At 66.3% G+C, this 21,926-nt stretch carries 21 protein-coding genes; 13 read left to right on the forward strand and 8 right to left on the reverse strand.

The window, feature by feature from the left end; all coding sequences use genetic code 11:
- Positions 1 to 131: 131 nt before the first annotated feature.
- The 3 genes from E3T35_RS16975 (at position 132) to E3T35_RS16985 (ending at position 1,681) form a co-directional block, all read left to right on the forward strand.
- A complete protein-coding gene (locus tag E3T35_RS16975; protein ID WP_134346395.1) occupies positions 132 to 671 on the forward strand; it encodes a hypothetical protein in 540 nt (179 codons plus the stop codon).
- A 369-nt stretch (positions 672 to 1,040) separates the two neighbouring features.
- Complete coding sequence (locus tag E3T35_RS16980; protein WP_241987843.1) at positions 1,041 to 1,388, forward strand: hypothetical protein; 348 nt, start codon at positions 1,041 to 1,043, stop codon at positions 1,386 to 1,388.
- Complete coding sequence (locus E3T35_RS16985; protein ID WP_092111002.1) at positions 1,385 to 1,681, forward strand: hypothetical protein; 297 nt, start codon at positions 1,385 to 1,387, stop codon at positions 1,679 to 1,681. Before E3T35_RS16980 ends, E3T35_RS16985 begins: the two co-directional genes overlap by 4 nt.
- 35 nt (positions 1,682 to 1,716) lie before the next feature.
- Here the strand turns inward: E3T35_RS16985 and E3T35_RS16990 are convergent, their stop codons facing one another.
- The 5 genes from E3T35_RS16990 to E3T35_RS17010 all read right to left on the reverse strand — a co-directional run bounded on the left by E3T35_RS16990 (position 1,717) and on the right by E3T35_RS17010 (position 6,872).
- A complete protein-coding gene (locus E3T35_RS16990; RefSeq protein WP_134380213.1) occupies positions 1,717 to 2,577 on the reverse strand; it encodes an amino acid ABC transporter ATP-binding protein in 861 nt (286 codons plus the stop codon).
- Positions 2,564 to 3,232 carry an amino acid ABC transporter permease gene (locus tag E3T35_RS16995; RefSeq protein WP_134380215.1) on the reverse strand — a complete coding sequence of 223 codons (669 nt, stop codon included), beginning with the start codon at positions 3,230 to 3,232 and terminating at the stop codon, positions 2,564 to 2,566. The genes E3T35_RS16990 and E3T35_RS16995 overlap by 14 nt, the downstream gene beginning before the upstream one ends.
- Positions 3,233 to 3,244: 12 nt before the next feature.
- Positions 3,245 to 4,048 (reverse strand): amino acid ABC transporter substrate-binding protein, encoded by an 804-nt coding sequence (locus E3T35_RS17000; protein WP_134380217.1) that lies wholly within the window; start codon positions 4,046 to 4,048, stop codon positions 3,245 to 3,247.
- 179 nt (positions 4,049 to 4,227) lie between these two features.
- Positions 4,228 to 6,375, reverse strand: a complete 2,148-nt coding sequence (locus E3T35_RS17005) for an ATP-dependent DNA helicase RecQ (protein ID WP_134380219.1) — start codon at positions 6,373 to 6,375, stop codon at positions 4,228 to 4,230.
- The gene (locus E3T35_RS17010; protein WP_134346390.1) at positions 6,372 to 6,872 is read right to left on the reverse strand and encodes a DUF2087 domain-containing protein; all 501 of its coding nucleotides are present in this window, start codon (positions 6,870 to 6,872) and stop codon (positions 6,372 to 6,374) included. Before E3T35_RS17010 ends, E3T35_RS17005 begins: the two co-directional genes overlap by 4 nt.
- 127 nt (positions 6,873 to 6,999) lie before the next feature.
- Here E3T35_RS17010 and E3T35_RS17015 point away from each other — a divergent pair, with 127 nt between their 5' ends.
- Both E3T35_RS17015 and E3T35_RS17020 read left to right on the forward strand, forming a co-directional pair.
- Complete coding sequence (locus E3T35_RS17015; RefSeq protein ID WP_134380221.1) at positions 7,000 to 7,746, forward strand: hypothetical protein; 747 nt, start codon at positions 7,000 to 7,002, stop codon at positions 7,744 to 7,746.
- A 49-nt stretch (positions 7,747 to 7,795) separates the two neighbouring features.
- The gene (locus tag E3T35_RS17020; RefSeq protein ID WP_134346388.1) at positions 7,796 to 9,076 is read left to right on the forward strand and encodes a M18 family aminopeptidase; all 1,281 of its coding nucleotides are present in this window, start codon (positions 7,796 to 7,798) and stop codon (positions 9,074 to 9,076) included.
- A 12-nt stretch (positions 9,077 to 9,088) separates the two neighbouring features.
- Here the strand turns inward: E3T35_RS17020 and E3T35_RS17025 are convergent, their stop codons facing one another.
- On the reverse strand, positions 9,089 to 9,997 hold the full coding sequence (locus E3T35_RS17025) for an oxygenase MpaB family protein (RefSeq protein WP_134346387.1): 909 nt from the start codon (positions 9,995 to 9,997) through the stop codon (positions 9,089 to 9,091).
- Positions 9,998 to 10,242: 245 nt separating this feature from the next.
- Here E3T35_RS17025 and E3T35_RS17030 point away from each other — a divergent pair, with 245 nt between their 5' ends.
- The 3 genes from E3T35_RS17030 to E3T35_RS17040 all read left to right on the forward strand — a co-directional run bounded on the left by E3T35_RS17030 (position 10,243) and on the right by E3T35_RS17040 (position 13,707).
- On the forward strand, positions 10,243 to 11,706 hold the full coding sequence (locus tag E3T35_RS17030; protein WP_134346386.1) for a sugar porter family MFS transporter: 1,464 nt from the start codon (positions 10,243 to 10,245) through the stop codon (positions 11,704 to 11,706).
- Between the two features lie 103 nt (positions 11,707 to 11,809).
- Positions 11,810 to 13,048 (forward strand): exonuclease domain-containing protein, encoded by a 1,239-nt coding sequence (locus E3T35_RS17035; RefSeq protein ID WP_134380223.1) that lies wholly within the window; start codon positions 11,810 to 11,812, stop codon positions 13,046 to 13,048.
- 224 nt (positions 13,049 to 13,272) lie between these two features.
- Entirely contained in the window at positions 13,273 to 13,707 is a 435-nt protein-coding gene (locus E3T35_RS17040; protein ID WP_134380225.1) for a hypothetical protein, read from the forward strand.
- A gap of 146 nt (positions 13,708 to 13,853) precedes the next feature.
- Here the strand turns inward: E3T35_RS17040 and E3T35_RS17050 are convergent, their stop codons facing one another.
- Entirely contained in the window at positions 13,854 to 14,234 is a 381-nt protein-coding gene (locus tag E3T35_RS17050; protein ID WP_166789997.1) for a TraR/DksA C4-type zinc finger protein, read from the reverse strand.
- A 78-nt stretch (positions 14,235 to 14,312) separates the two neighbouring features.
- The gene (locus tag E3T35_RS17055; RefSeq protein WP_134380231.1) at positions 14,313 to 15,107 is read right to left on the reverse strand and encodes an RNase H family protein; all 795 of its coding nucleotides are present in this window, start codon (positions 15,105 to 15,107) and stop codon (positions 14,313 to 14,315) included.
- A gap of 266 nt (positions 15,108 to 15,373) precedes the next feature.
- On the opposite strand from E3T35_RS17055, the gene E3T35_RS17060 reads away from it, so the two are divergent.
- The 5 genes from E3T35_RS17060 to tatC all read left to right on the forward strand — a co-directional run bounded on the left by E3T35_RS17060 (position 15,374) and on the right by tatC (position 21,759).
- Positions 15,374 to 16,786 carry an MFS transporter gene (locus E3T35_RS17060; protein ID WP_134380233.1) on the forward strand — a complete coding sequence of 471 codons (1,413 nt, stop codon included), beginning with the start codon at positions 15,374 to 15,376 and terminating at the stop codon, positions 16,784 to 16,786.
- A 6-nt stretch (positions 16,787 to 16,792) separates the two neighbouring features.
- Positions 16,793 to 18,952: a molybdopterin oxidoreductase family protein gene (locus E3T35_RS17065; RefSeq protein ID WP_134346379.1), complete on the forward strand. Its 2,160-nt coding sequence runs from the start codon at positions 16,793 to 16,795 to the stop codon at positions 18,950 to 18,952.
- Positions 18,945 to 20,597, forward strand: coding sequence for an FAD-dependent oxidoreductase (locus tag E3T35_RS17070; RefSeq protein ID WP_134346378.1), 1,653 nt, complete (start codon positions 18,945 to 18,947; stop codon positions 20,595 to 20,597). Before E3T35_RS17065 ends, E3T35_RS17070 begins: the two co-directional genes overlap by 8 nt.
- Before the next feature lie 128 nt (positions 20,598 to 20,725).
- Complete coding sequence (tatA, locus tag E3T35_RS17075) at positions 20,726 to 20,938, forward strand: twin-arginine translocase TatA/TatE family subunit (RefSeq protein WP_134380235.1); 213 nt, start codon at positions 20,726 to 20,728, stop codon at positions 20,936 to 20,938.
- A gap of 65 nt (positions 20,939 to 21,003) precedes the next feature.
- The gene (gene tatC, locus E3T35_RS17080) at positions 21,004 to 21,759 is read left to right on the forward strand and encodes a twin-arginine translocase subunit TatC (RefSeq protein WP_134346376.1); all 756 of its coding nucleotides are present in this window, start codon (positions 21,004 to 21,006) and stop codon (positions 21,757 to 21,759) included.
- The last annotated feature ends 167 nt before the right edge of the window (positions 21,760 to 21,926 follow it).

A 21,926-nucleotide genomic window follows, 5' to 3' on the forward strand; every position in this document is an offset into this window, starting at 1 on the left:
GGACCGTCCAAGCGCCGTTCGAGGCCACCGGGCTGACCACAAGAGGTGGGCTTTAGCCATTGCCCATCCGCGGTGAGCCTGTCACGATCGGAGCGTTGCCGCAACGAAGCGAGCTGCGCCAGGGAGCCCGAATGAAGAAGATCCTCTATATCGACCTCGACAACACCCTCGTCAACGTGCAATCGGGGATCGACCGACTCACCAACGCCGAGTACATCCGCTATGAGAAGCGGCTCGACGAGGTGCCGGGTATTTTCGCCCGCATGGAGCCGATCAGCGGTGCCATTGACGCGTTTCACACCCTCGCCCAATCGTTCGACACCTACATTCTGTCGATGGCACCGTGGGGAAATGCGAGTGCCTGGCAGCACAAACTGGAGTGGGTGCAGGAACATCTCGGAGTGGATGCCGGCGGACCGGCCTATAAGCGGCTCATTCTTTCCCACCACAAGCACCTGAACCGCGGCGACTTTCTGGTCGACGACGGATTGGCCGTTGGCGCTGACCGGTTCGAGGGCGAGCTGATCAAATTTCTGACCCCGCTGTTCCCCGACTGGAACACGGTGACCCGCTACCTGCTCGAGCGTGCCGACAACGATTCACCCCCGACGAGCGAGCCCTATTCTCGGCACCGCCCGGCGCTGCAGCGCGGGGCAGCGCTGCACCGCTGACCGCGTATTCCACGGGCTTCGTACTGGTCCAAATGCTATAACCCGATTTCGCTCATCGCGCAAGAAAACAGGTGAATTTGGCACTTGAGCAGGGGTGCTCGCCGTTGTATATTGATCCTGCTTAGACCAGTCCGATTGCCCTGCCGACCGGACTGGTCTTTCCTTGTCTGCCCTTCCTGCCGGCGACGTCGCTGACAACCCTGGGACGCCCCTACCGACGACGCGCGGCGCATAATACATGGTCTTGATCTCTTGACTAGGGGTTTACCCACATGTAAATCTGGGGTAATCTCACTTTCAGACAGGCACGGATCGGTCCCGGTGGCTTACCCGGACAGATTTGGGCCACCAGATGATTGGGTGAAGACGATGGTGGAACTGAAGAAGATGACGGAACTCAAGTCGGATTTCGTTCCGATGGGTGAAGTCAGTGCCGATGAACGCTCCCGAATGGCGTTCGGTAAGGCTGGTGTGCACCGCGACGATCGTTACGCCGTCGCAGTGAACGCTGAGGGCGAGATTTTGCTCACCCCGCTCGTGTCCATTCCTCGCCGGGAACTTCTGGTCTGGGACGACGAGGGCATTCGCGCCGCTCTGGTGCGCGGCCTCGAGCACAGCAGCAAGGACGAGACCAACGAGGGTGGCGACTTCACCCGGTACGCCGATGAGGAGCACGCTGTCGACGAGTCGGCCGCGCCCGCCGAGCCTCAGTCATGAGTTTTACGCTTCTTCTCACGAGGGAAGCGGCCTCGGGATTATCCATCCTCGAAACGAAACCACAGTTGGTCGGCCGTCTGAAGCGGGTGCGTACGGCCCTCGGTCGGCTGCAGCTGAACCCTGACGACCCGGCATTGCGCTCACACAAGTATGTGTCGCTCGCCGGTAAGAAGGGTGAGGCCGTCTGGGACTCCTATATAGAGCACCGCACGCCGACGGCCGGGCGCATCTACTGGCACTACGGTCCCGGCCTCGATCGCATCACCGTTGTGATAATCACGCCGCACCCGTAGCGAGTGCCGCGCCTGCCTGCACCGGCTGCTCCGCTCTAGAACGGGTGGAGCAGCCGGTGCAGGAACTGGCGGGTGCGTTCCTGCTGGGGGTTCCGCAGCAGCTGCTTCGGGTCGCCGTGCTCGACGATGGTGCCGCCGTCGACGAAAGCGATCTCGTGCGCGACCTCGCGGGCGAATTCAAGCTCGTGGGTGACGATCACCATGCTCCAGCCCTCCGCGGCCAGATCTTTGATCAGGCGCAGCACATCGCCGACCAGCTCCGGGTCGAGGGCGGATGTCGGCTCATCAAAGAGCAGCAGCTGGGGCTGCAGAGCGAGTGCCCGCACGATGCCGACGCGCTGCTGCTGGCCGCCGGAGAGTTCGAACGGATAGCTGTCCCGCTTGTCGGTCAGTCCGACACGCTCGAGTAAAGCGAACGCCTCGGCAGTTGCCTCGGCAACCGGGCGGCGCTGCACCACGACCGGTCCCTCGATCACGTTCTGCAGAACGGTCTTGTGCGGAAACAGGTTGTAGTGCTGAAAGACCATGGCCGAGCGGTCGCGAAGGCCGGCCAGCTGTTTCGGCGTGGTCTTCGCGGCGAAATCAAGGGTCACGGGCACGGAGGTGGCTCCGCGTCCGGGCGTCCGGCCGGCACCGGGTCGGTCAACAGGGGAGGCTGCCGCGACCTCGATCGTGCCGCCATCGGGCAGTTCGAGCCCGTTCAGGCAGCGCAGAATGGTGGTTTTTCCCGAGCCGGACGGACCGATCAGGGCGAGCACCCGGCCGCGGCCCACCGTGAGGTCCACCGATTCCAGCACGCGGTTGGTGCCGAAACTTTTCTGCAGGCCGCGCACGCGGAGTAGTGGAACAACGGGCTCGGCCGCACGATCTGCGGCCGGAAGATCAGCGGGCGACATAGCGGTCCAATCGTCTCTCGAGAAAACCCTGGCCGGTGGAGAGCACCAAGCAGATGACCCAGTAGATGAGGGCTGCTTCGAGATAGAGCAGCATGAACTTATTGCTGAACGCAGCCACTTGCTGCGCCTCGCGGAACAATTCGGTGACCAGGATCAGCGAGGCCAGCGAGGTGTCCTTGACCAGGCTGATGAACGTGTTCGACAGCGGCGGCACCGACACCCGGGCCGCCTGCGGCAGGATGATGCGGGTGAGGGCACGCCGGTGCGACATGCCGATCATGTAGGCGGCTTCCCACTGGCCCTTGGGCACCGAGAGAATTGCGGCGCGAATGACCTCGGCCGCATAGCCGCCGACGTTGATCGAAAAGGCCACCACGGCGCTCGGCCACGGGTCGATGGTCACGCCGATCGACGGCAGCCCATAGAAGATCACGAACAGTTGCACCAGGAGCGGAGTGCCGCGCACGATCGAGATGTAGCCGCGGGCGATGCCCGATAGCCAGCGGCGGGTCGACAACCTCATCAGGGCCAGCGCAATCGCGAGCACGAGCCCGATCGCGAACGACATCAGGGCGAGCGGAATCGTGCCTCGAATCGCGCCGTCCAGCATCGGCCAGAACGAGCTGACGAACAACTCCCAGTCAGATTGGATCATCGAATCTGGGGGCTACTGGCTGACGTCGGCGCCGAAGTACTTGTCGGAGAGCTCGGCGAGCGTTCCGTCTGCGGTGAGGGTCGCGAGGGCTGCGCTCACGGCGTCGGCCAGCGCGGTGCCGTCCTTCGCGAAGGCGAAGGCGCTTTCCGAACGGTCTTCGGTCTCCGCAGCGATCTTCAGGTTGTCGGCGCCGGTGGACTTCTGGTAGTCGAGAAAGGTCAGTTTGTCGTTGACCGTGGCATCGACTCGACCCTGTTCGACCAGCGCGACCGACTGGGCCCAGCCCTCGACTCCTTCGACGGTCGCGCCGCTCTCGGTGGCCAGGGCGTTCCAGTTGCTGGTGAGGGACTGCGCCGTGGTCAAGCCCTTGAGACTCGCGAACGACGTGATTGACGTGTTGTCGGCGGGAACGACGATGACCCCGGTGGAGTAGGTGTACGGCGTGGAGAACTTGTACGATTCAAGGCGTTCCGGGGTTATCGACACCTGGTTGGCAATGGTGTCCCAGCGGCCGGCGGTGAGGCCGGCGAAGATGGCGTCCCACTGGGTCTCTTCGAATTTCGCTTCGACGCCGAGCTCGTCGGCAACGGCGCGGGCCACCTCGACGTCGTAGCCGGTGAGCTCGCCCGAACCGTCTTCGTGGAACGAGAAGGGGCGGTAGGTGCCCTCGGTGCCGATAGTGAGGGTGCCGGAGTCGAGCACGCTGCTGAGCGAGTCATCGGTGCCGGTTGCGGTCTCCGCAGCGGGAGCGGAGCAGCCCGTAAGGGCGAGGGCAGCGATCGACAGCACGGCAGCGGGAATGAATCTGAGCTTCATGAAAGGAATGCCTAACGAACTCGTTGGGGCGGGCGGGTTGTGCCGCGCTGCCCCAGAATGTGCGGAGGCCGCGGGTAGCGGCGTCCCCAGAGTAACAAGGCGCTGGTTGCCGGGAATATTCCGGTTACGTTCAATGAAGCGGCGCACTCGGCCTATCTGCCGGCCGCTCAGACCGCAGGCTAGGAGCGCAGGGCCAGGGTGAACGGCAGTACCGCCGAAACTCCGTGCTGGCGCAGTACGCGGCTCGCCACGGTCAGGGTCCAGCGGCTGTCGGCCAGGTCGTCGATGAGCAGAATGGGGCGGCCGGCGAACGGGGCCAGGGCCTCGGCCAGCTCGGGGCCCACAGCGAAGCGATCCCACACGCTCGACAGCCGGTAGGCACTGTTGCCGCCCGGCTCGCCGGTGGGGCCGCCGTTCGCCCAACTCAGGGCGCCGAGCCACGGCAGCCGACCGATACTAGCGAGTGACGCTGCCACCGAATCAATCAACAACGGATGCCGCTGCGACGGCACCCCGACGATGGCCACCGGCCGGTCGGCCCACCCCCACTCGGCGAGCACGCGCACACAGGCGGCCAGCATGGCCGGCGGGGCGGCGGCATCCGTGCCTTGCGTCTCGAACAGGTCGCGCAGGGGACCACCCCAGCCCAGGTCGGTCAGTCGGGCCAGCGCGCGGCCGGGCTCGGCGCGATCGCCGAGCGCAATCTTTCCGGTCGCCGCGACGCCCAGGTTGTTCATGCCGGTGGGCCACTGGGCGCGTACGTCGATGGCGACGCCGACCCGGTCGAGCGATTTCGCGGCCGTCGCAGCGGCGTCGTCAGCCACATCGCTTGGATACCACACGCCCTGGCAGTTGTCGCAGCGACCGCAGGCCACTGCGCTGTCGTCGTCGAGGGCTCGCTGCAGAAATTCCATGCGGCATCTCGTGGTGTTCTCAAATTCGAGCATGGCCTGCTGCTCGCCGAGCCTGGCGGCCGCGATGCGTTCGTAGCGTTCCTGGTCGTAGACCCAGGGCTGCCCGGTGGACTGCCAGCCACCCTTGACCCGGTGCACGGCGCCGTCTACGTCGAGCACCTTGAGCAGCAGCTCGAGCGGCGTACGTCGAAGGTCGACCCGGGCTTCGAGCGCCGGCGTCGACAGGGGAGCTCCGGCGGCTTCGAGTGCGCCGATCACGGCGAGGGCCTTGGCCTGGTTGGGCATCGAGGCGGTGGCGAAATAGTGCCAGATGGCCTCGTCTTCGGCTCCGGGCAGCAGCAACACATCGGCCGACGCCGTGGCCCGGCCGGCACGGCCGACCTGCTGGTAATACGCCACGGGGGAGGACGGCGCGCCGAGGTGCAGCACGAAGCCGAGGTCGGGTTTGTCGAAGCCCATCCCGAGGGCGCTCGTGGCGATGAGCGCCTTGACCTGGTTGGTCTTGAGCAGCCCCTCGGATTCCTCGCGTTCGGCCGTGTCGGTCTGGCCGGTGTACGCACGCACGGCGTGACCGGCTTCGCGGAGCAGCCGCGCGGTGTCCTCGGCGGCCGCGACCGTGAGGGTATAAATGATGCCGCTGCCCGGCAAGTCACCGAGGTGGCTGAGCAGCCAGGCCAGCCGGGCCCGCGAATCGGGCAGGCGCAGCACCCCGAGTCGCAGCGACGACCGGGCGAGCGGGCCGCGAATGGTGACGACCTCGGCCGTGCCCGCCGTGGTGCCAGCATCGTTGAAGCCGGTGGCGACCATACCCACCTGCTCCGCGACATCCTGCACGACCCTGCTGTTGGCGGTGGCCGTGGTGGCGAGCACCGGGACGCCCGTCGGCATCTGCGCGATCAGCTCGCGCAGGCGGCGATAGTCCGGGCGAAAGTCGTGGCCCCAGTCCGAGATGCAGTGTGCTTCGTCGACCACGAGCAGGCCCACACGGGCGATCAGGGCGGGCAGCTGCTCATCCCGAAAGGACGGATTGTTCAGTCGTTCCGGCGACACCAGCAACACGTCGACCTCATCGGCGTCGAGCTGGCGCAGCACATCGCTCCACTCGTGCGCGTTCGACGAGTTGATCGACACCGCACGCACCCCGGCCCGGGCCGCAGCGGCCACCTGGTCGCGCATCAGCGCCAGGAGCGGAGAGACCAGAATGGTCGGGCCGGCGCCCTGGCGTCGAAGCAGCAGCGTGGCCACAAAATACACGGCCGATTTTCCCCACCCGGTGCGCTGCACCACGAGGGCGCGGCGGCGGTGGTCTACCAGGGTTTCGATGGCCTCGTACTGTCCGTCGTGCCAGGAGGCGTCGTCTCGCCCCACGAGCGTACGCAGAATAGCCAGAGCGGATGCGCGGGTGTCGGTCATCCTTCAAGGGTGCCAGATGCCGCCGACGCTGCGGGGCGCTGCACGACCTGGTAGACCGCACCATCCGGCGTGCGAGAGACCAGCCCCGCGTCGACGAGATACCGGCGCAGGGTGACGACGTCGTCCACGACCAACGCGAGACGGATGCCCAACTCGCGTTCCGACATTCGCTCTGGTGGCAGCGCAGCGGCGACCCATCCCAGTAGTTCGTCACGATCAGGCTGCTTCGCCGGGTACCGCTCGATTCGCCCATGCTGAATGAACCGTTCGACACCCTCGCGTCGCACCTCGGGTTCGCTCGCGAGCAGCTCACCGAACACCGCGGTGACAGCATCGCCGTCATCATCGAGTAATCCTGCGTCCCGCAGCGCGGCGGCGGCTTTCACCGTTCTGGGCTCGGTCAGAGCGCCTGACCCGCGGAGCACCGCTTCTGCCCACACGGCTCTGCGATCCGGATGGGCGAGAGCTGCGACGACGCGGCGCCATTCATTAGCCATGGCTCCAGTGTGTTGCCAGCGGCAATCCTCTGCAACCTCCTCAGATTCTCACTGCTCTCGCTGGTCACTGGCGCGTGTCGCGGGGCATCCGTCGCGTTCCGGCGGGATCGCTCAGTAGGCTCGGTGGGTGAACGTGATTCAGGAGATCGAAACGCGACTGCCGGAACAGGCCGTCGTCGGTTTCCGACGACTCATCGGGCAGGCCCGCGTGAAAGATGCGGTGCTGTTGCAGGAGCGGGCCATGGCGCGCATGGTGGCCCCGGCGCAGTGGATTCTGACCCGGGTCGGGGCCGACGGCATCCGCTTGACCAAAGCCGGGCACCTGCCGCCCGCGGTCGTCGTTGAAGCCTCCGTCGAGCTCGACTGGGGCTGGCCGATCAGCGTCAACCGCGAGGTGCACCTGCGACCGCTGCAGGAGCTGCGCGGGCACCTGCGCGATGTCGGACTGCTGCGGGTCAGCAAGGGAATGCTGGTGCTCACCAAAAAGGGCGCCGCCCTGTCCGGCTCTCCCCGACAACTCTGGTGGCATCTCGCCCGCACCATTCACTCCAGCCGCACGCCCGCCGTCGCTGACGCCACCCGCCTGCTGCTGCTCTTCGTCGCGACCCGCGGGCTGGCTCGCCGCGAGGACTACCTCACGACCCTGTCTCGCGCGCTCGGATCGCTGGGCTGGGTCCAGTCCGACGGCCAGGAACCGACGACGGAATCGGTCTGGCACCTCGTCGACACCAAATGGCGCCTGCTCGACCGGCTCGGCGCGTTCGAGCCGACCGAGGCCTGGCACGGCGACCGCGGCACCGTCACGGTCGGTGGCGCGGCCTTCGCGCGCGCTGCATTGCAGGCCGACGCACCGGATGACGCGCCCGCCGAGTAGGTAGCCGGCCGCGGCATCCGTTTGTCTGCGCGGGTGGTTGGATGGATGAATGGATGCCACACCGGACTACATCGCTGATTTCTCCGTTTTTCTGCAAGCGTCACCGTCGTCATATCACGCCGCCGCTGAAGTCGCCCGGCGGCTCGATGCGGCCGGTTTCACCCGGCTGAGCGAGTCGGAGGCGTGGACCGATGCCGCCACCGACTGCTACGTCGTGCGCGACGGCGCCGTGATTGCCTGGTCGCAGCCGGCCGATGCCGGGCCCACGACGCCGTTTCGCATTCTCGGCGCCCACACCGACTCCCCGAGTTTCAAACTCAAGCCGAAGCCCACGATCGGCTCGCACGGCTGGCTGCAGGCCGGCGTCGAGGTTTACGGCGGGCCGCTGCAGAACTCCTGGCTCGACCGTGAGCTCGAATTAGCCGGCCGGCTGGTCACGCAGGATGGCACCGAGCACCTCGTGCGTACCGGGCCGTTCCTGCGCATCCCGCAGCTCGCTGTGCACCTCGACCGCGAGGTCAACAACGGCCTCACTCTCGATCGGCAACGTCACCTCACGCCCGTCTTCGGTGTCGGCGAGGCATCCGAGGCTGACCTGCTCGCCCACCTGGCCGGTCTGGCTGGGCTCAAGGCAGCGGATGTTGCCGGTTACGACATCCTCAGCAACGACACCCAGCCGCCCGCAACCTTCGGGCTGGGTAACGAGCTGTTCGCCGCCGGACGCCTCGACAACCTTTCCTCGGTCTACGCCGGCCTGCACGCCCTCATCGCGACCAGCCACCAGAAATCGGGCGGCTCGATCAGCGTGCTCGCCGCATTCGACCACGAGGAACTCGGTTCGCAGTCGCGTTCCGGAGCGAGCGGACCGCTGCTGGACGACATTCTCACCCGCATCGGCCACGGCCTCGGCGCTACCGACTCTGATCGCCTGCAGGCCTACGCCCAATCGTGGTGCCTGTCGGCCGACGCCGGACACGCCGTGCACCCGAACTATCCCGAGCGCCACGATCCGGCCAACCAGCCCATTCTCGGCGGCGGCCCGCTGCTGAAGATCAATGCCAACCAGCGCTACGCAACGGATGCCCACGGCGCCGCCCTCTGGGCCCGCACCTGCGCCCAGGCGGGCGTCGACTACCAGGAATTCGTCTCCAACAACACGGTTCCCTGCGGCTCAACGATCGGACCGCTGACCGCCACCCGGCTGGGTATCCGTGTGGTCGACGTTGGCGTGCCGCTCTTGTCGATGCACTCGGCCCGGGAGCTGTGCCACGTCAACGATCCGCAGGCGCTCGCCGCGGCAACGGCGGCCTTCTTCGCACCCGAGGTGTAGCGGGCCGCCGGCTCACGCGGTCAGCTCGTCGGCACCATTGATGCGCTCGAGCCGCGCGCGGGCGGCATCCTCTGAGGTTGAAGAGGGACCGAGCAGGGTGCCCACCACCCCGAGAACGAGCCGGGTACCTAAAACAACAGGCAGACGAGACCGCTTGAGGCCCAGCATGTCGCGATACTCGCGCGGGATCGACGCCACGGCGCCGGCGAACATGATGCGGTAGAACGGCAGCATGCCGCGGCTGAGCGGCGGGTAGCGGATGAACCGCACGGCTTCCGCGACGCGCGCGTCACTTTTCAGGGTGCCGGCGCTGCGAAATCCCTCGAGCTGGGCGGCGAGTTCGTCGGCCGAATGCGGTGCATTCTGCACTCCGATGAGTTCGCCGGCCGTGGCCCATTCGTTGACGTAGCGGTCGGCGCCGCCCGGAATCGCGTCGCCCCAGAGCAGATGGGATTGCAGAAAAGCGTCAGTGAAGACGACGTGCACCCACGACAACAGCTCGGGATCACCCGCGGCATAGGGGCGTTCCTCGCCACGGGCGTCGAGGTAGGTGCCGCTCACCCGGTCGTGAAAATGGGCGACCCGACCGGATTCCCGCTGGGCGACGACGGTATCGGCGAAAGTCACCGTGATGAGCCACTGAATGGTGCCGGAGAGACGGCCGAGAGGGTCTTCGTGATACCGGGACCAGTCGTGCACGCCGGCCATAGCGCCCGGGTGCAGGGTCTGCATGAGCAGCGCGCGAATGCCGGCGACCATGGTCGCCATGCCCCCGTGAACGGCCCAAGCGGCACTGCCAGGGCCGAAGTAGCCGGCATCGTCGCCGGTGGCGATCTGGCCGACCCATTTCGGCCGACCTTCGCTGTTCCCCGAGAGCGTCACCAGGAGGTGCGAGCGCCAGCTGTCCGTGAATCTGCCCATTCTCGGATGATAGCCCCGCCTCGCTGGACGCCCGCCGCGAACGACGGCGGCACAAGCGGTGAGTTTCGAAGTTCTTCGCAACATGGAACATGTTCGTGGAAAACCCGAGCGAGACCAGTTCGAATCCCGTCATTACGGCGGTGGAGCCGGTTCGGGCTGGTGCGCACCCGCTCATTGCCTGCCCGGCACGACATCCGCTGACACCCGAAGTAGGCTAGTCAGGTGAACAAGGGATACACAACACGATGACCGCGTCCGTGAAGGCAACTGATCTGGCAGCACCCAGTACCAACAGAAAAGTCATCGCGCTGGCCGTCGCCGGTGCCCTCGGCGGGTTTCTGTTCGGGTTCGATTCTTCGGTCATCAACGGCGCGGTCAATGCGGTGCAGCAGGAATTCGGGCTAAACGCCACTTTGACAGGTTTCGCGGTAGCGTGCGCGTTGCTCGGCGCCGCGGCCGGAGCATTCTTCGGTGGGCGCTTCGCCGACCGCTACGGACGCATCCCCATGATGGTGCTCGGCGGCGTCGTGTTCCTGATCAGCTCGATCGGCTCCGGCTTCGCGTTCGGCGTCGTCGACCTGATCGTCTGGCGGGTGGTCGGCGGACTCGGTATCGGTCTCGCATCCGTTGTCGCACCGGCCTACATCGCCGAAATTTCACCCCGACAGATGCGCGGCCGGCTCGGCTCGTTGCAGCAGCTCGCGATCACCCTCGGAATCTTCACGGCCCTGCTCTCCGACGCCGTGTTCGCCGAGAGCGCGGGCGGCGCCGGCAGCGAGTTCTGGTTCGGCCTCGAAGCCTGGCGCTGGATGTTCCTGGCCGGTGCCGTACCCGCCATCGTCTACGGCGGTATCGCGTTCATCCTGCCGGAATCTCCACGTTTTCTCATTCTGAAAGACAAAGAAACGGATGCCCGCGCCGTCTTCACCCGGCTCTGGCCGAGCGGTGACGTGGACCGGGAGATTCGCGACATGCGCCGCTCGATCGAGGTCGATGCCCGCTCGCACAAGTCCGGTTCGCTGCGCGGCAGAGCGTTCGGTCTCAAGCCGATTGTCTGGGTCGGCATCATCCTCTCGGTGTTCCAGCAGTTCGTCGGCATCAACGTGATCTTCTACTACTCGACCACCCTGTGGTCGGCGGTCGGTTTCGCGGAATCGAACTCACTTACCATCTCGGTGATCACCAGTGTGACCAACATCCTGGTCACCCTGGTCGCGATCGCCCTGGTCGACAGGATCGGACGGCGACCAATTCTGCTGGCCGGGTCCATCGGTATGACGGTGTCGCTCGCCACAATGGCGGTCGCGTTCAGCCAGTCGGTCACTGTCGACGGTGAACTCAGCCTGCCCGGGGCCTGGGCCCCGATCGCGCTGGTTGCCGCGAACCTATTCGTGATCTCGTTCGGAGCGTCCTGGGGACCGGTGGTGTGGGTGCTCCTCGGTGAAATGTTCCCCAACTCCATTCGCGCCAAGGCCCTCGGGTTGGCCGCGGCCGCCCAGTGGATCGCGAATTTTCTCATCACGGTCAGCTTCCCCCCGATGGCGGATGTGTCCCTGCCGATCACCTACGGGCTCTACGCTCTGTTCGCCGGGCTCTCGTTCTGGTTCGTGTTGCGCAAAGTGCCCGAAACCAACGGAATGTCACTCGAGGAAGCCGACACCCTGTTGCCGCCGAAAAACTCGGCCAGGAAGACTACTGCGACCAACTAGGAATTAAAGCAGTGCGCGGTAAAACCCTCAAGCCCCCGAACGGGCTGTCGCGTCGAGCGGGGTTTGCGGATAACTTCACAACACAAGATTGTGGAGTGTGACCATGCCCGAACGTGGATACGCCGTTATATGTTTGAAAACCACCGGACTGTTCCCGTATCAGCGGGATCGGGTCGTCGAGGTCGCCGTGGTGCACCTCGACGAGGGTGGTCGCATTGCTGAGCGCTGGGAAACGGTGATCAACCCCGAAAGCAACGCCGGCGACGTGGCGAACCACGGCGTCAGCACGGCCGAACTGCTTCGCGCGCCGACCTTCGAGCAGATTGCACCGCGCCTGGTCGATCTGCTGCGCGGCCGGGTATTGGTGACGCACAACGCCCAGTTCGTCACCGGATTTCTGATGCGCGAGTTCGAGCTGATTGGCTACGCCCCCGGGCGCGGACTGGAGGCGGTCTGCACCATGCAGTTGGCCCGCACGTATTTGCCCGGGGCCGGTCGGCTCCTCGTCGATTGCTGCGCCGCCTATGACATCGAAATCGGACCAGGCCCCGGTGCTCTGGTGCAGGCCGTGGCGTGCGCGAGCCTGCTGGCCGCCTACGTGCACGGCTCGCCGACAGCTGCACCGTGGATCGACGCGCTTGACCGTGCCGAGCGTTCTGCCTGGCCGAGAATTGCGGCGGGTACCGACGCCGAGTGGGTGCAGCGCGACCCGTCAACTCCGCACGACGTGGTGGCAAGACCGAGCTTCCTGGCCCGCGCGGCCGTGAAACTCCCTGACTACACCGGCCCTGAGGAACACCTCGACTACCTCGCCCTGCTCGATTTGTGCCTGCTCGATCGGGTTCTCGGGCCTCGGGAAACACATGAACTTCGGGTCCTGGCCGAATTCAGTGGCATCAATGCCGCGGAGTGCACCGCGCTGCACCGTCGCTATTTCGAGGATCTCGTGCGGGTGGCCTGGTCGAACGGAGCTCTCAGCATCGCGGATTCCGCCGATCTGATCGCGGTCGCACGCATGCTCGACGTCGCTCCGGAGGCCGTTGCCGCAGCACTGGCGGCACCCGCATCGGTGGTGCAGCTGCCGATCGCATCGATCGACACCGTGCTGCTGGAGCAGGGCGACATCGTCGTGCTGACCGGTGACATGGCCCGTGCCCGCTCCGACTGGAGCCGGGAATTGGTCGCACGGGGCCTGTCCCTGGGTACGGCGGTCACCCTGCGCACCCGGCTGCTCGTGGCCGCGGACCCGGCGTCACTCACCGGCAAGACCGGCAAAGCTCGGGACTACGGCATTCCGATCGTCTCCGAATTCGGCCTGCGCTCTCTCATCGGGGTGCGCTGACCGCGTTCATTCGTGGCGTGAGCCCTCGCCGGCCGACCATTTCTCTTCAACGTGGCCGAACCGCCAGGCGGCGAGGGCTATGACCCAGGCGAGGGCCAAAAAGGCGACCACCGCAAAACCTACGTTCTCCAGGTCGAGGTGGCCGATCGTGGCGAGCGCGACGAGCAGACCCCGACACGGACTAGCGCCGACCCCTCGCTAGACTGGCTGCCGGGGGCACTGACATGAAGAAGAGCTACAAGGCGGCCGCAATTCTCCTGATCGTGCAGGGCGGACTGATGGAATTCAGCGTCTTCATCGGAGTCATTCCCCTGCTCCTGCTCGGGGTAGAGCAGGGCACTATCTCGGAACATTTCTCGTTCATCGTGCCGTACCTGCAGGACAACCTCTATCTCATGATGGTGATGAGCGGAGTGTTCGGTGCCCTGCGACTGATCGGGGCGATCGGAATTCTGCGCGATCGCCTGTGGGGCCTGGCACTCTCGGTCATCAATTGCATCGTCACCATGGCGCTGATGATCTCTCTTCTTCCGGCCGGAATTCTCGACGGAATCTTCTCCGGAACAGCACTGATCCTGATTCTGACCGCCTACTTCGGCACCCAGAAAATCTCTGATGCTGTGGCCGAAGCGCCGACGAGGGTCGAGCAGCACCAATGACCTGTCGAACTGGTCAGAGGGTCGCCCGGCGCCAAACCGGTGACGGCCACCAGCTCTCCCCAGCGGATGCGGCACCTGTCCATCACCGTCAGTGCCGTACCCGACCGGCGGTCATCGCGCAGCAGTCCCAGCAACGGATTGCCGGGCTAGCGGCGGCGCGGAGCGGCTTTCTCCGCGCACATGATGCAGAGGTCAGCGGCCGGTTTAATCTCCAGCCGCCCGTGCGGAATGCGTTCGCCGCCGCGCACGCACAGGCCGTAGCTGCCGTCGACGATCCGCTGCAGGGCCCGATCGATCGCCGCGAGTTCTTCGACGGCTTCGCCCTGGAACCCCGACATGCGTGACCATTCGGTGCGCAGCGAGGACGCCTCAGCGTCGTGGGTGCCGTCGGCCGAGCCGTCGCTGCGCGAGCTTTGCACGCCGGCGAAGGTGTCTGCGAGGCGCTGGGACTCTAGGTTCAGTTCACGCCGGCGTTCGCTGAGAGCGGTCTCAAACGCGTGTAGTTGAGCGGGGTCAAAGGGTGACACGGTCATGCTCCATGGTCTCACGGCCCGGTTGGCCGCTGTGGGCTGGTCCGTCAACGGCCGGGTGCGAGCAAGCGCAGCTCAGATCTGGCCACGCAGGTACTCCTCGATCGTCACTCCGCGGGCCGTAGCGCGCTGCACCAGGCGCCGGTGTTCCTCGGCGCTGAGCGAGAGCGTCACCCGGTGCAGCTCACTGGTGCTGCGCATCGCGTCGGGGCCGTGCGGGTTGGTGAAGTCGCGGTGGTCCTCGCCGATGTCATCCCCGAGGTCGTCGAACGAGAACAGCTCGTCGTGCGAGTAAGCGGCGGCCCGCTCGGTGACCCGGCCCGAGGTGAGGGTCGGCGCGCCCCTGCCGCTCTGCCCGACGGATGCCGCAGCTCGCGCCCCCACCACCGGTTCGGCTACCGCAGCAGCCCCGGCAAAACCAGGCCCGGCCGGTGCCGGCCGACCGCGTTGAAACGCCTCGGCCGCGCCGCGCGCACGCTCATCGGCAGCCTCGTTGAGCGGATGCCCGACATGCCCCTTGACCCATTCGAAGCGGTACCGGCGGCCGGCGATGGCCTCGTCGATCTCCTTCAGCAGGTCGAGGTTCATCACCGGTTTGCCGTCGCCCTTGCGCCAGCCCTTGGCCTTCCAGCCCTTCATCCACTTCGTCACCGAGTTGATCACGTACTGGCTGTCGCACAGCACCAGCAGGTCGTCGTCGATGTGCGCTGTCGCGCGAAACAGTTCGAGCACGGCCTTCAGCTCGCCCTGGTTGTTGGTGGCGTGCTTCCAGCCGCCGGCCGCCCACGACGAGTCGTCGACGTACCAGGCCCAACCGGCCGGTCCGGGGTTTCCGAGGGCAGAACCGTCGGCGGCGGCGGTGATCGTCATGTGCGGGCCTTTCAAACAGCGGATACGCAGGGCGCAGGTCGTCCAATTCTGCCACGCCCGGCATCCGCTGCCCGTATCACCGGGCCACGCCTGGAATGTGTCCGTCATGTAACAGCGCCCCAACATCCCACCGAACAGCCTGTGATGATCTGGTGATCGAAAGGTAACGGGTGCCACGTTGGCCGGAAACACGCGCTGGCTAACGTCGAAGCAGGGAAGCCGCCCGGGCTGCCTGCAGCTCTGCACCACCTCCTGAGGGGATTTCGATGACATCCAGCACCGTTGAATCAGCACCAGGCACCACCGCACCCAGTACCGATGAGGCGGTGCTGGTGCACCGTCCGGGTCGATGGATCGATAATTGGAACCCCGAGAACAAGAAGCAGTGGCAACAGGGTGGCAAACTCATCGCCTCCCGCAACCTGAAATGGTCGATCTTCGCCGAGTTCCTCGGTTTCGTGGTCTGGCAGCTCTGGAGCATCGTCGTCGTGTCGCTGCCGGCCGCCGGCTTCACCTTCTCCACCGCCGAGGTGTTCTGGCTCATCTCCATGCCGAGCCTCGTCGGCGCCACGCTGCGCTTCCCGTACACCTTCCTGGTCCCCAAGTTCGGTGGCCGCAACTGGACGATCATCTCGGCCGGACTGCTGTTGATCCCGTCGATCGCTCTCGGCTTCTGCGTCGGCAACCCGGACACCCCGTTTGGCGTCATGCTGTTCGTCGCCGCGCTCGCCGGCTTCGGCGGCGGCAACTTCGCCAGCTCGATGTCGAACATCACCTACTTCTACCCGCAGAGTCAGAAGGGCTACGCGCTCGGCCTGAACGCGGCCGGCGGCAACCTCGGCGCTTCGATGGCCCAGCTCATCGTGCCGATCGTGATCACCCTCGGCGCTGTCGGCACGCTCAATATCTCGCTCGCCGGCTGGTTCTGGATCCCGTTCATCCTGGTGGCCATGTGGGGCGCCTGGAAGTACATGGACAACCTCACCAACGCCAAGGCCGACTTCGCCGGATCCATCGCCGCAGTGAAGGAGCCGCACTTCTGGATTCTCGCCGTGCTCTACATCGGCACCTTCGGTTCCTTCATCGGCTTCGCGAGCGTCTTCCCGAAGCTCATCGCCGACCAGTTCCCCGCCTACTCCACCTTCCAGGTCGCGTCCGCCTCGCTGTCGCTCGCCTTCATCGGCGCCTTGGTCGGTTCGCTGGCACGCCCGGCCGGCGGCCGCCTCGCCGACCGCTTTGGCGGGGCATCCGTCACCGTCGCTGCCTTCGGCGTCATGGCCGTCGGTGCCCTCGTGGTGGTCGCGGTGCTGCCGCTCGGAAACTTCTGGGCGTTCCTCGGCAGCTTCCTGCTGATCTTCGTCGCCACCGGAATCGGCAACGGCTCGACCTACCGTATGATTCCGAGCGTGTTCTCGGCCAAGAGCGGAGTGAAAGACGCCCACCAGAACTCGGGTGACGTCAACACCCAACGCAAGACGGCAGCAGCTCTCGGCCTCATCTCGGCTGTCGGAGCCTACGGCGGATTCATCATCCCGCAGGTGCTCGGCCACTCCAAGACAACGACCGGCGACTACTCCAGCGCGATCTACGCCTTCGCCATGGCCTACGTCGTCATGATGTGTGTCACCGCCTTCGTCTACCTCCGCCGCGGCTCGTCCGTCGCCGGCCAGAAGATCTAGGAACCCATGCCCGTGGCCCGAACCCACTGCCCGTACTGCGCCCTGCAGTGCGCGATGACGCTGACCCCGGTCGAAACGCCGGTTGAAACGGATGCCGCAGCATCCGTTTCGCAGGCCACCGCAGTCGTGACGGTCACGGGCCGGGAGTTTCCGACCAACCGCGGGGGCCTGTGCAAGAAGGGCTGGACCTCCGCTGAACTGCTCACATCGCCGGACCGCATTCTCGAACCCCTGCTGCGACAGGCTGACGGTACCTTCGAGCCGGCCTCCTGGAGCGACGCACTCGACCTCGTCGCCTCGAAACTCCGCGAGGCCCGGGCGGAACACGGGGCTGACGCGGTCGGCGCGTTCGGCGGCGGCGGCCTGACCAACGAGAAGGCCTACCAGCTCGGCAAGTTCACCCGAGTGGCGCTTCGTTCCAGCCGCATCGACTACAACGGCCGGTTTTGCATGTCGAGCGCCGCCGCCGCGGGAAACCGGGCGTTCGGCCTCGACCGGGGATTGCCGTTTCGGGTCGACGAGCTCGACACGGCCGACACCATTTTGATTCTCGGCTCCAACGTGGCGCAGACCATGCCGCCGTTCATCGGCCACCTCGAGGGCGCCCGCGCCGCTGGCGGCCTCGTGGTCGTCGACCCCCGCCGCACCGCGACCGCCCGACTCACCGACGACGGCGCCGGCAGGCACGTGCAGCCGACCCCCGGCAGCGACCTCGTGCTGCTGCTCGGCCTGACCCACATCGTCATCGCCGAGAAACTCGCCGACCTCGATTATCTGGCGAGCCGCACCACGGGCTTCGACGCGGTGCGCCGCAGCGTGAGCCAGTGGTGGCCGGCCCGGGTACAGGAACAGACCGGCGTGCCGGTCTGGCAGCTGCGTGAACTAGCCCGGCGCCTCGCTGGCGGGGCTGCGCGCGGAGCAGCGACCGGCAGCGGCACCTACATCCTCACCGGGCGGGGCGTCGAGCAGCACGCCGATGGCACCGACACGGCCACCGCCGCGATCAATCTCAGCCTGGTGCTCGGCCTTGTTGGCACGACGCACTCTGGCTACGGCACGCTCACCGGCCAGGGCAACGGGCAGGGTGGACGTGAACACGGGCAGAAATGCGACCAGCTGCCCGGCTACCGCAAGATCAACGATCCCGCCGCCCGCGCGCATGTCGCTGGGGTCTGGGGTGTCGACCCCGATAGCCTGCCCGGCGTTGGGCTTCCCGCGGTCGAGCTGCTCAGCGCGCTGGGCGAGCCGGGCGGCGTCCGCTGCCTGCTCGTGCACGGCTCTAACGTGGTCGTCTCGGCTCCGAACGCAGACCGGGTGCGCGCCGCCCTGAAAACCCTCGACTTTCTGGTCGTCGCCGACTTCTTCTTCTCCGAAACTGCGGTGCTCGCCGATGTCGTGCTGCCGGTGACCCAGTGGGCCGAAGAGGAGGGCACGATGACCTCGCTTGAGGGCCGCGTCATCCGTCGCCGCCTGGCCGTCGACGCGCCGGAGGGCGTGCGCAGCGAACTGTGGATCTGGCAGGAACTCGCTCGCCGGCTCGACTCGGCGTCAACGTTCAGTGCCGAAGCGTCCGAGGTGTTCGACGAACTCTGCCGGGCGTCGGCGGGAGGCCTGGCCGACTATTCCGGGCTCAGCTATGAGCTGCTCGACTCCGAGAAGCCGGCCTTCTGGCCGTATCCCGCAGGGTCCACCGGAACGCCCCGCCTATTTCTTGACCGCTTTGCCCACCCCGACGGCCGCGCCCACCTCGTCGCCGTCCAGGCCCGTCGCCTCGGTGCACCGGCGCAGGTCGACGGCACCCTCACGCTGATCACCGGCCGCCTGCTCGAGCACTACCAAAGCGGCACCCAGACTCGGCGGGTGCGCGAGCTCGCCGATGCCCAGCCGGAGGCCCGACTGCAGCTGCACCCGGCTACCGCGGAGCAGCTCGGCATCATCGACGAGGCCTGGGTCGAGGTCAGCAACGACCGGGGAACGGTGCGCTGCCGGGCCCAGGTGAGCACCGACATCCGCTTTGACACGGTCTTTCTGCCGTTTCACTTTGCCGGCGATCAGCGTGCCAACCTGCTGACGGACGACGAGACCGATCCCGTGAGCGGTATGCCCGAATTCAAGAAGACGACCGTTCGAGTGCGTGCGCTCGTGGAAGCAGGCGCCCATGTCTGAACACCGGAACCCTGAGCACATCGTGCTGGTCGGCTACGGCCCGGTCGGTGCCCGTTTCGTCGACGAGCTGCTGCCGCTCGTGCGGGCCGGCGCGGCAACGCTGACCGTAGTCGGGGCCGAGAGCGCGGACGCCTACAACCGGGTGCTCATCGCCGAATATGCCGTCGGCAACGCCGACCGGGAGAGCCTGGATATCACCGACACGCTCGCCGCCCGGGAGGCCGGCGTGCACCTGCGCCTGGGCCTGAGCGTCACGGCCATCCTCCGCAGTCGCCGTGCGGTGTCGCTCAGCGATGGCACGCTGTTGCGCTACGACCGGCTCGTGCTCGCCACCGGCGCCCGTGCCAACGTGCCCACCCTCGACGGCGTCACCCGCGTGCGCCGCGATCGCCAGGCGCCGCCAGCGGAGGCCGCCACCCTCGACACCAGCGGCGCCCCACTCCCGCGCGGGGTTACCGTGCTGCGTGACCTCGACGACGCGCAGCGGGTGCTCGCGGCCGTGACTGCCGGAGCCCGCATCGTCGTGCTCGGCGCGGGCGTGCTCGGTATGGAGATTGCCCTCGCTGCGGCGACCGCCGGTGCCCAGGCCTGCGTGGTTTATCACGGCGAGATTCCCATGGCACGCAACCTCGACCGCGGCGGCGGCAGCGTGCTCGCGCAGAGCGCCCGCCGGGCCGGCGTGACCATGGTCAACCACTCTCGCGCCGAGAGCCTGCTCTTTCACCAGGACGACGACGGAGTGGACCGGTTCGACGCCCTGATCTGTGCTGACGGCAAGCAGATCCACGGCGACCTGCTGCTGCTCTCCTGCGGTGTCGGCGCCCGCATCGAGCTGGCCCAGCTGGCGGCCCTGCCGGTGTCGACCGGAATCCTGGTCGATGAAAACCTACAGAGCTGGGGAGACCCGCGCATCTACGCGATCGGCGACTGCGCACACGTGGCTCCTGCGCCTCGCGCCGGCGCTTCCACCGCGCTGCCCTCCGGCGGGCCCAGCGGCCTGATCGGGCCGGGCTGGCGCCAGGCCGACTGGTTGGCAGCGCGATTCACCGTCGAGGTGGTAGGCCGGGGTGCGGCGTTGCCGCTGGCTGCTTCGGTGTCGGCCGTGGTCATGCTGAAGGCCGAGGGCATCGACGTCGTGTCGGTGGGAAACACCGGCGCCGACCCGTGGGATCGTGCCGCTGATAACGCCAGCATCGACGCCCACGCTGCCGGGTGCTCCGGGGCACCCCTGAGCGTCTCGCAGTGGGCCGACCCCGAGCACGGGCGCTACGTGAAAATGGTCACCCGTGACGGTATTCTCGAGGGGTTCGTCTGCGTCGGCATGCCGCGCACCGCCGCCGAACTGACGCTGCTGTTCGAGCGCGGGAGCGAACTGCCAGCCGATCGCTCCGTACTGCTGCGCTACGACGGGCCGGACTACGAGCCCTCCGCGGGCAGTGCGTTCGACCCGGGTGCGACCGTGTGCTGGTGCAACGGGGTCACGGTCGGAGCCATCGCCGACTCGGCCGCGGCCGGCAACACCAGCGTTGCCTGCATCAGCTCGGCCACCAGGGCCGGCACCGGATGCGGCGGCTGCAAAATGCGCATCATCGACGTTCTCGAGCGCTTCGCCACGTCCGAACCCGCCGCTGGAACAGCCGGGTAGGCATCCGTTTCTCCCGGATTTCTAGGGAAAATGTTACAACCCAAGAAAATGCTGAGCTTTACCCGGTTTCGCCACGGGTGTGGCCGTTACACTGCTGCACGACCGACTTGATTCGAGGGAGAATTTACATGCTCAGTAACCTGACCGGATGGCATTTTCTGATCATTCTCGTCGTGATTCTGCTCTTGTTCGGCGCTCCGAAACTGCCAGGGCTCGCCCGCAGTCTCGGTCAGTCGATGAAGATCTTCAAGAGCGAGATCACCCCGGAGCGCACCGAGGAAACACCGACCGACAGCAGCTCCGGCACCGATTCGAGCGGCACGCCTAACCCGAAGGTCTAGGCCAGATGGTCGTGCAGGGGGTGCGGAGCGCCCCGGATAAAGGTGCAAACAAGCGCACAGGCAAGATGTCTCTCGGACAGCACCTGCTGGAGTTGCGCAAGCGGCTCTTTCTGGCGGCCCTCGGCATCCTGGTCGGTGCGATCGCCGGCTGGTTTCTGTCGAGTTTCGTCTGGGACGGCCTGCGCGAGCCGATCTACGCGATCGTGCGAGCCCAGAATCGCAACGCGCAGATCAACTACCCCGACATTACGAGTGCGTTCGACCTCAAACTGCGCATCTCGTTCTATGTCGGCCTGATCGTCTCGAGCCCGATGTGGCTCTACCAGATTTTCGCGTTTCTCACCCCCGGGCTTACCCGCAAGGAAAAGCAGTACACCTTCGGTTTCTTCTTCACTGCCGTGCCGCTGTTTCTTTCCGGGTGCGCGGCCGGTTGGTACGTGCTGCCGCACGTGGTCGAGCTCATGACGAGCTTTGCGCCCCGACAGGATGCTGCGCTCATCAACGCGCAGAACTACTTCGACTTCGTGCTCAAGCTCATGATCGCCATCGGAATCGCGTTCGTGCTGCCGGTGTTCATCGTGCTGCTGAACTTCGCCGGGGTGATCAGCGCGCGCTCCATCATCAAATCCTGGCGCGTGGCGATGCTCGTCATTATTCTGTTCACCGCCATCGCGACCCCGGCCGCCGACCTGGTGTCGATGTTCCTGCTCGCCATTCCCATGGTGGTGCTCTACTTCGCCGCCTACGGTATCGCGGTGCTCCACGATCGCCGGGTGGCTCGCCGGCTACCCCCGGTCGGCAGCGACGGGCTCCTGCTCTGACTCGCTAGCTGGCACGAGCGGGCGCGGGCTGCCGGCATCCGCTCTGCTGGCGTCCAGTCGCGCCGGAAAACATACAGAACGCACAAACCTACAAAGTGAGCATAATTCTTATCGTTTGCTTACGTCCGTGTCCAGCCATCCGGGAGATTGATTTGAGCGGGTAGGTT

The organism is Cryobacterium sp. TMT1-2-2, assembly GCF_004403505.1.
Classification (GTDB): Bacteria; Actinomycetota; Actinomycetes; order Actinomycetales; family Microbacteriaceae; genus Cryobacterium; species Cryobacterium flavum.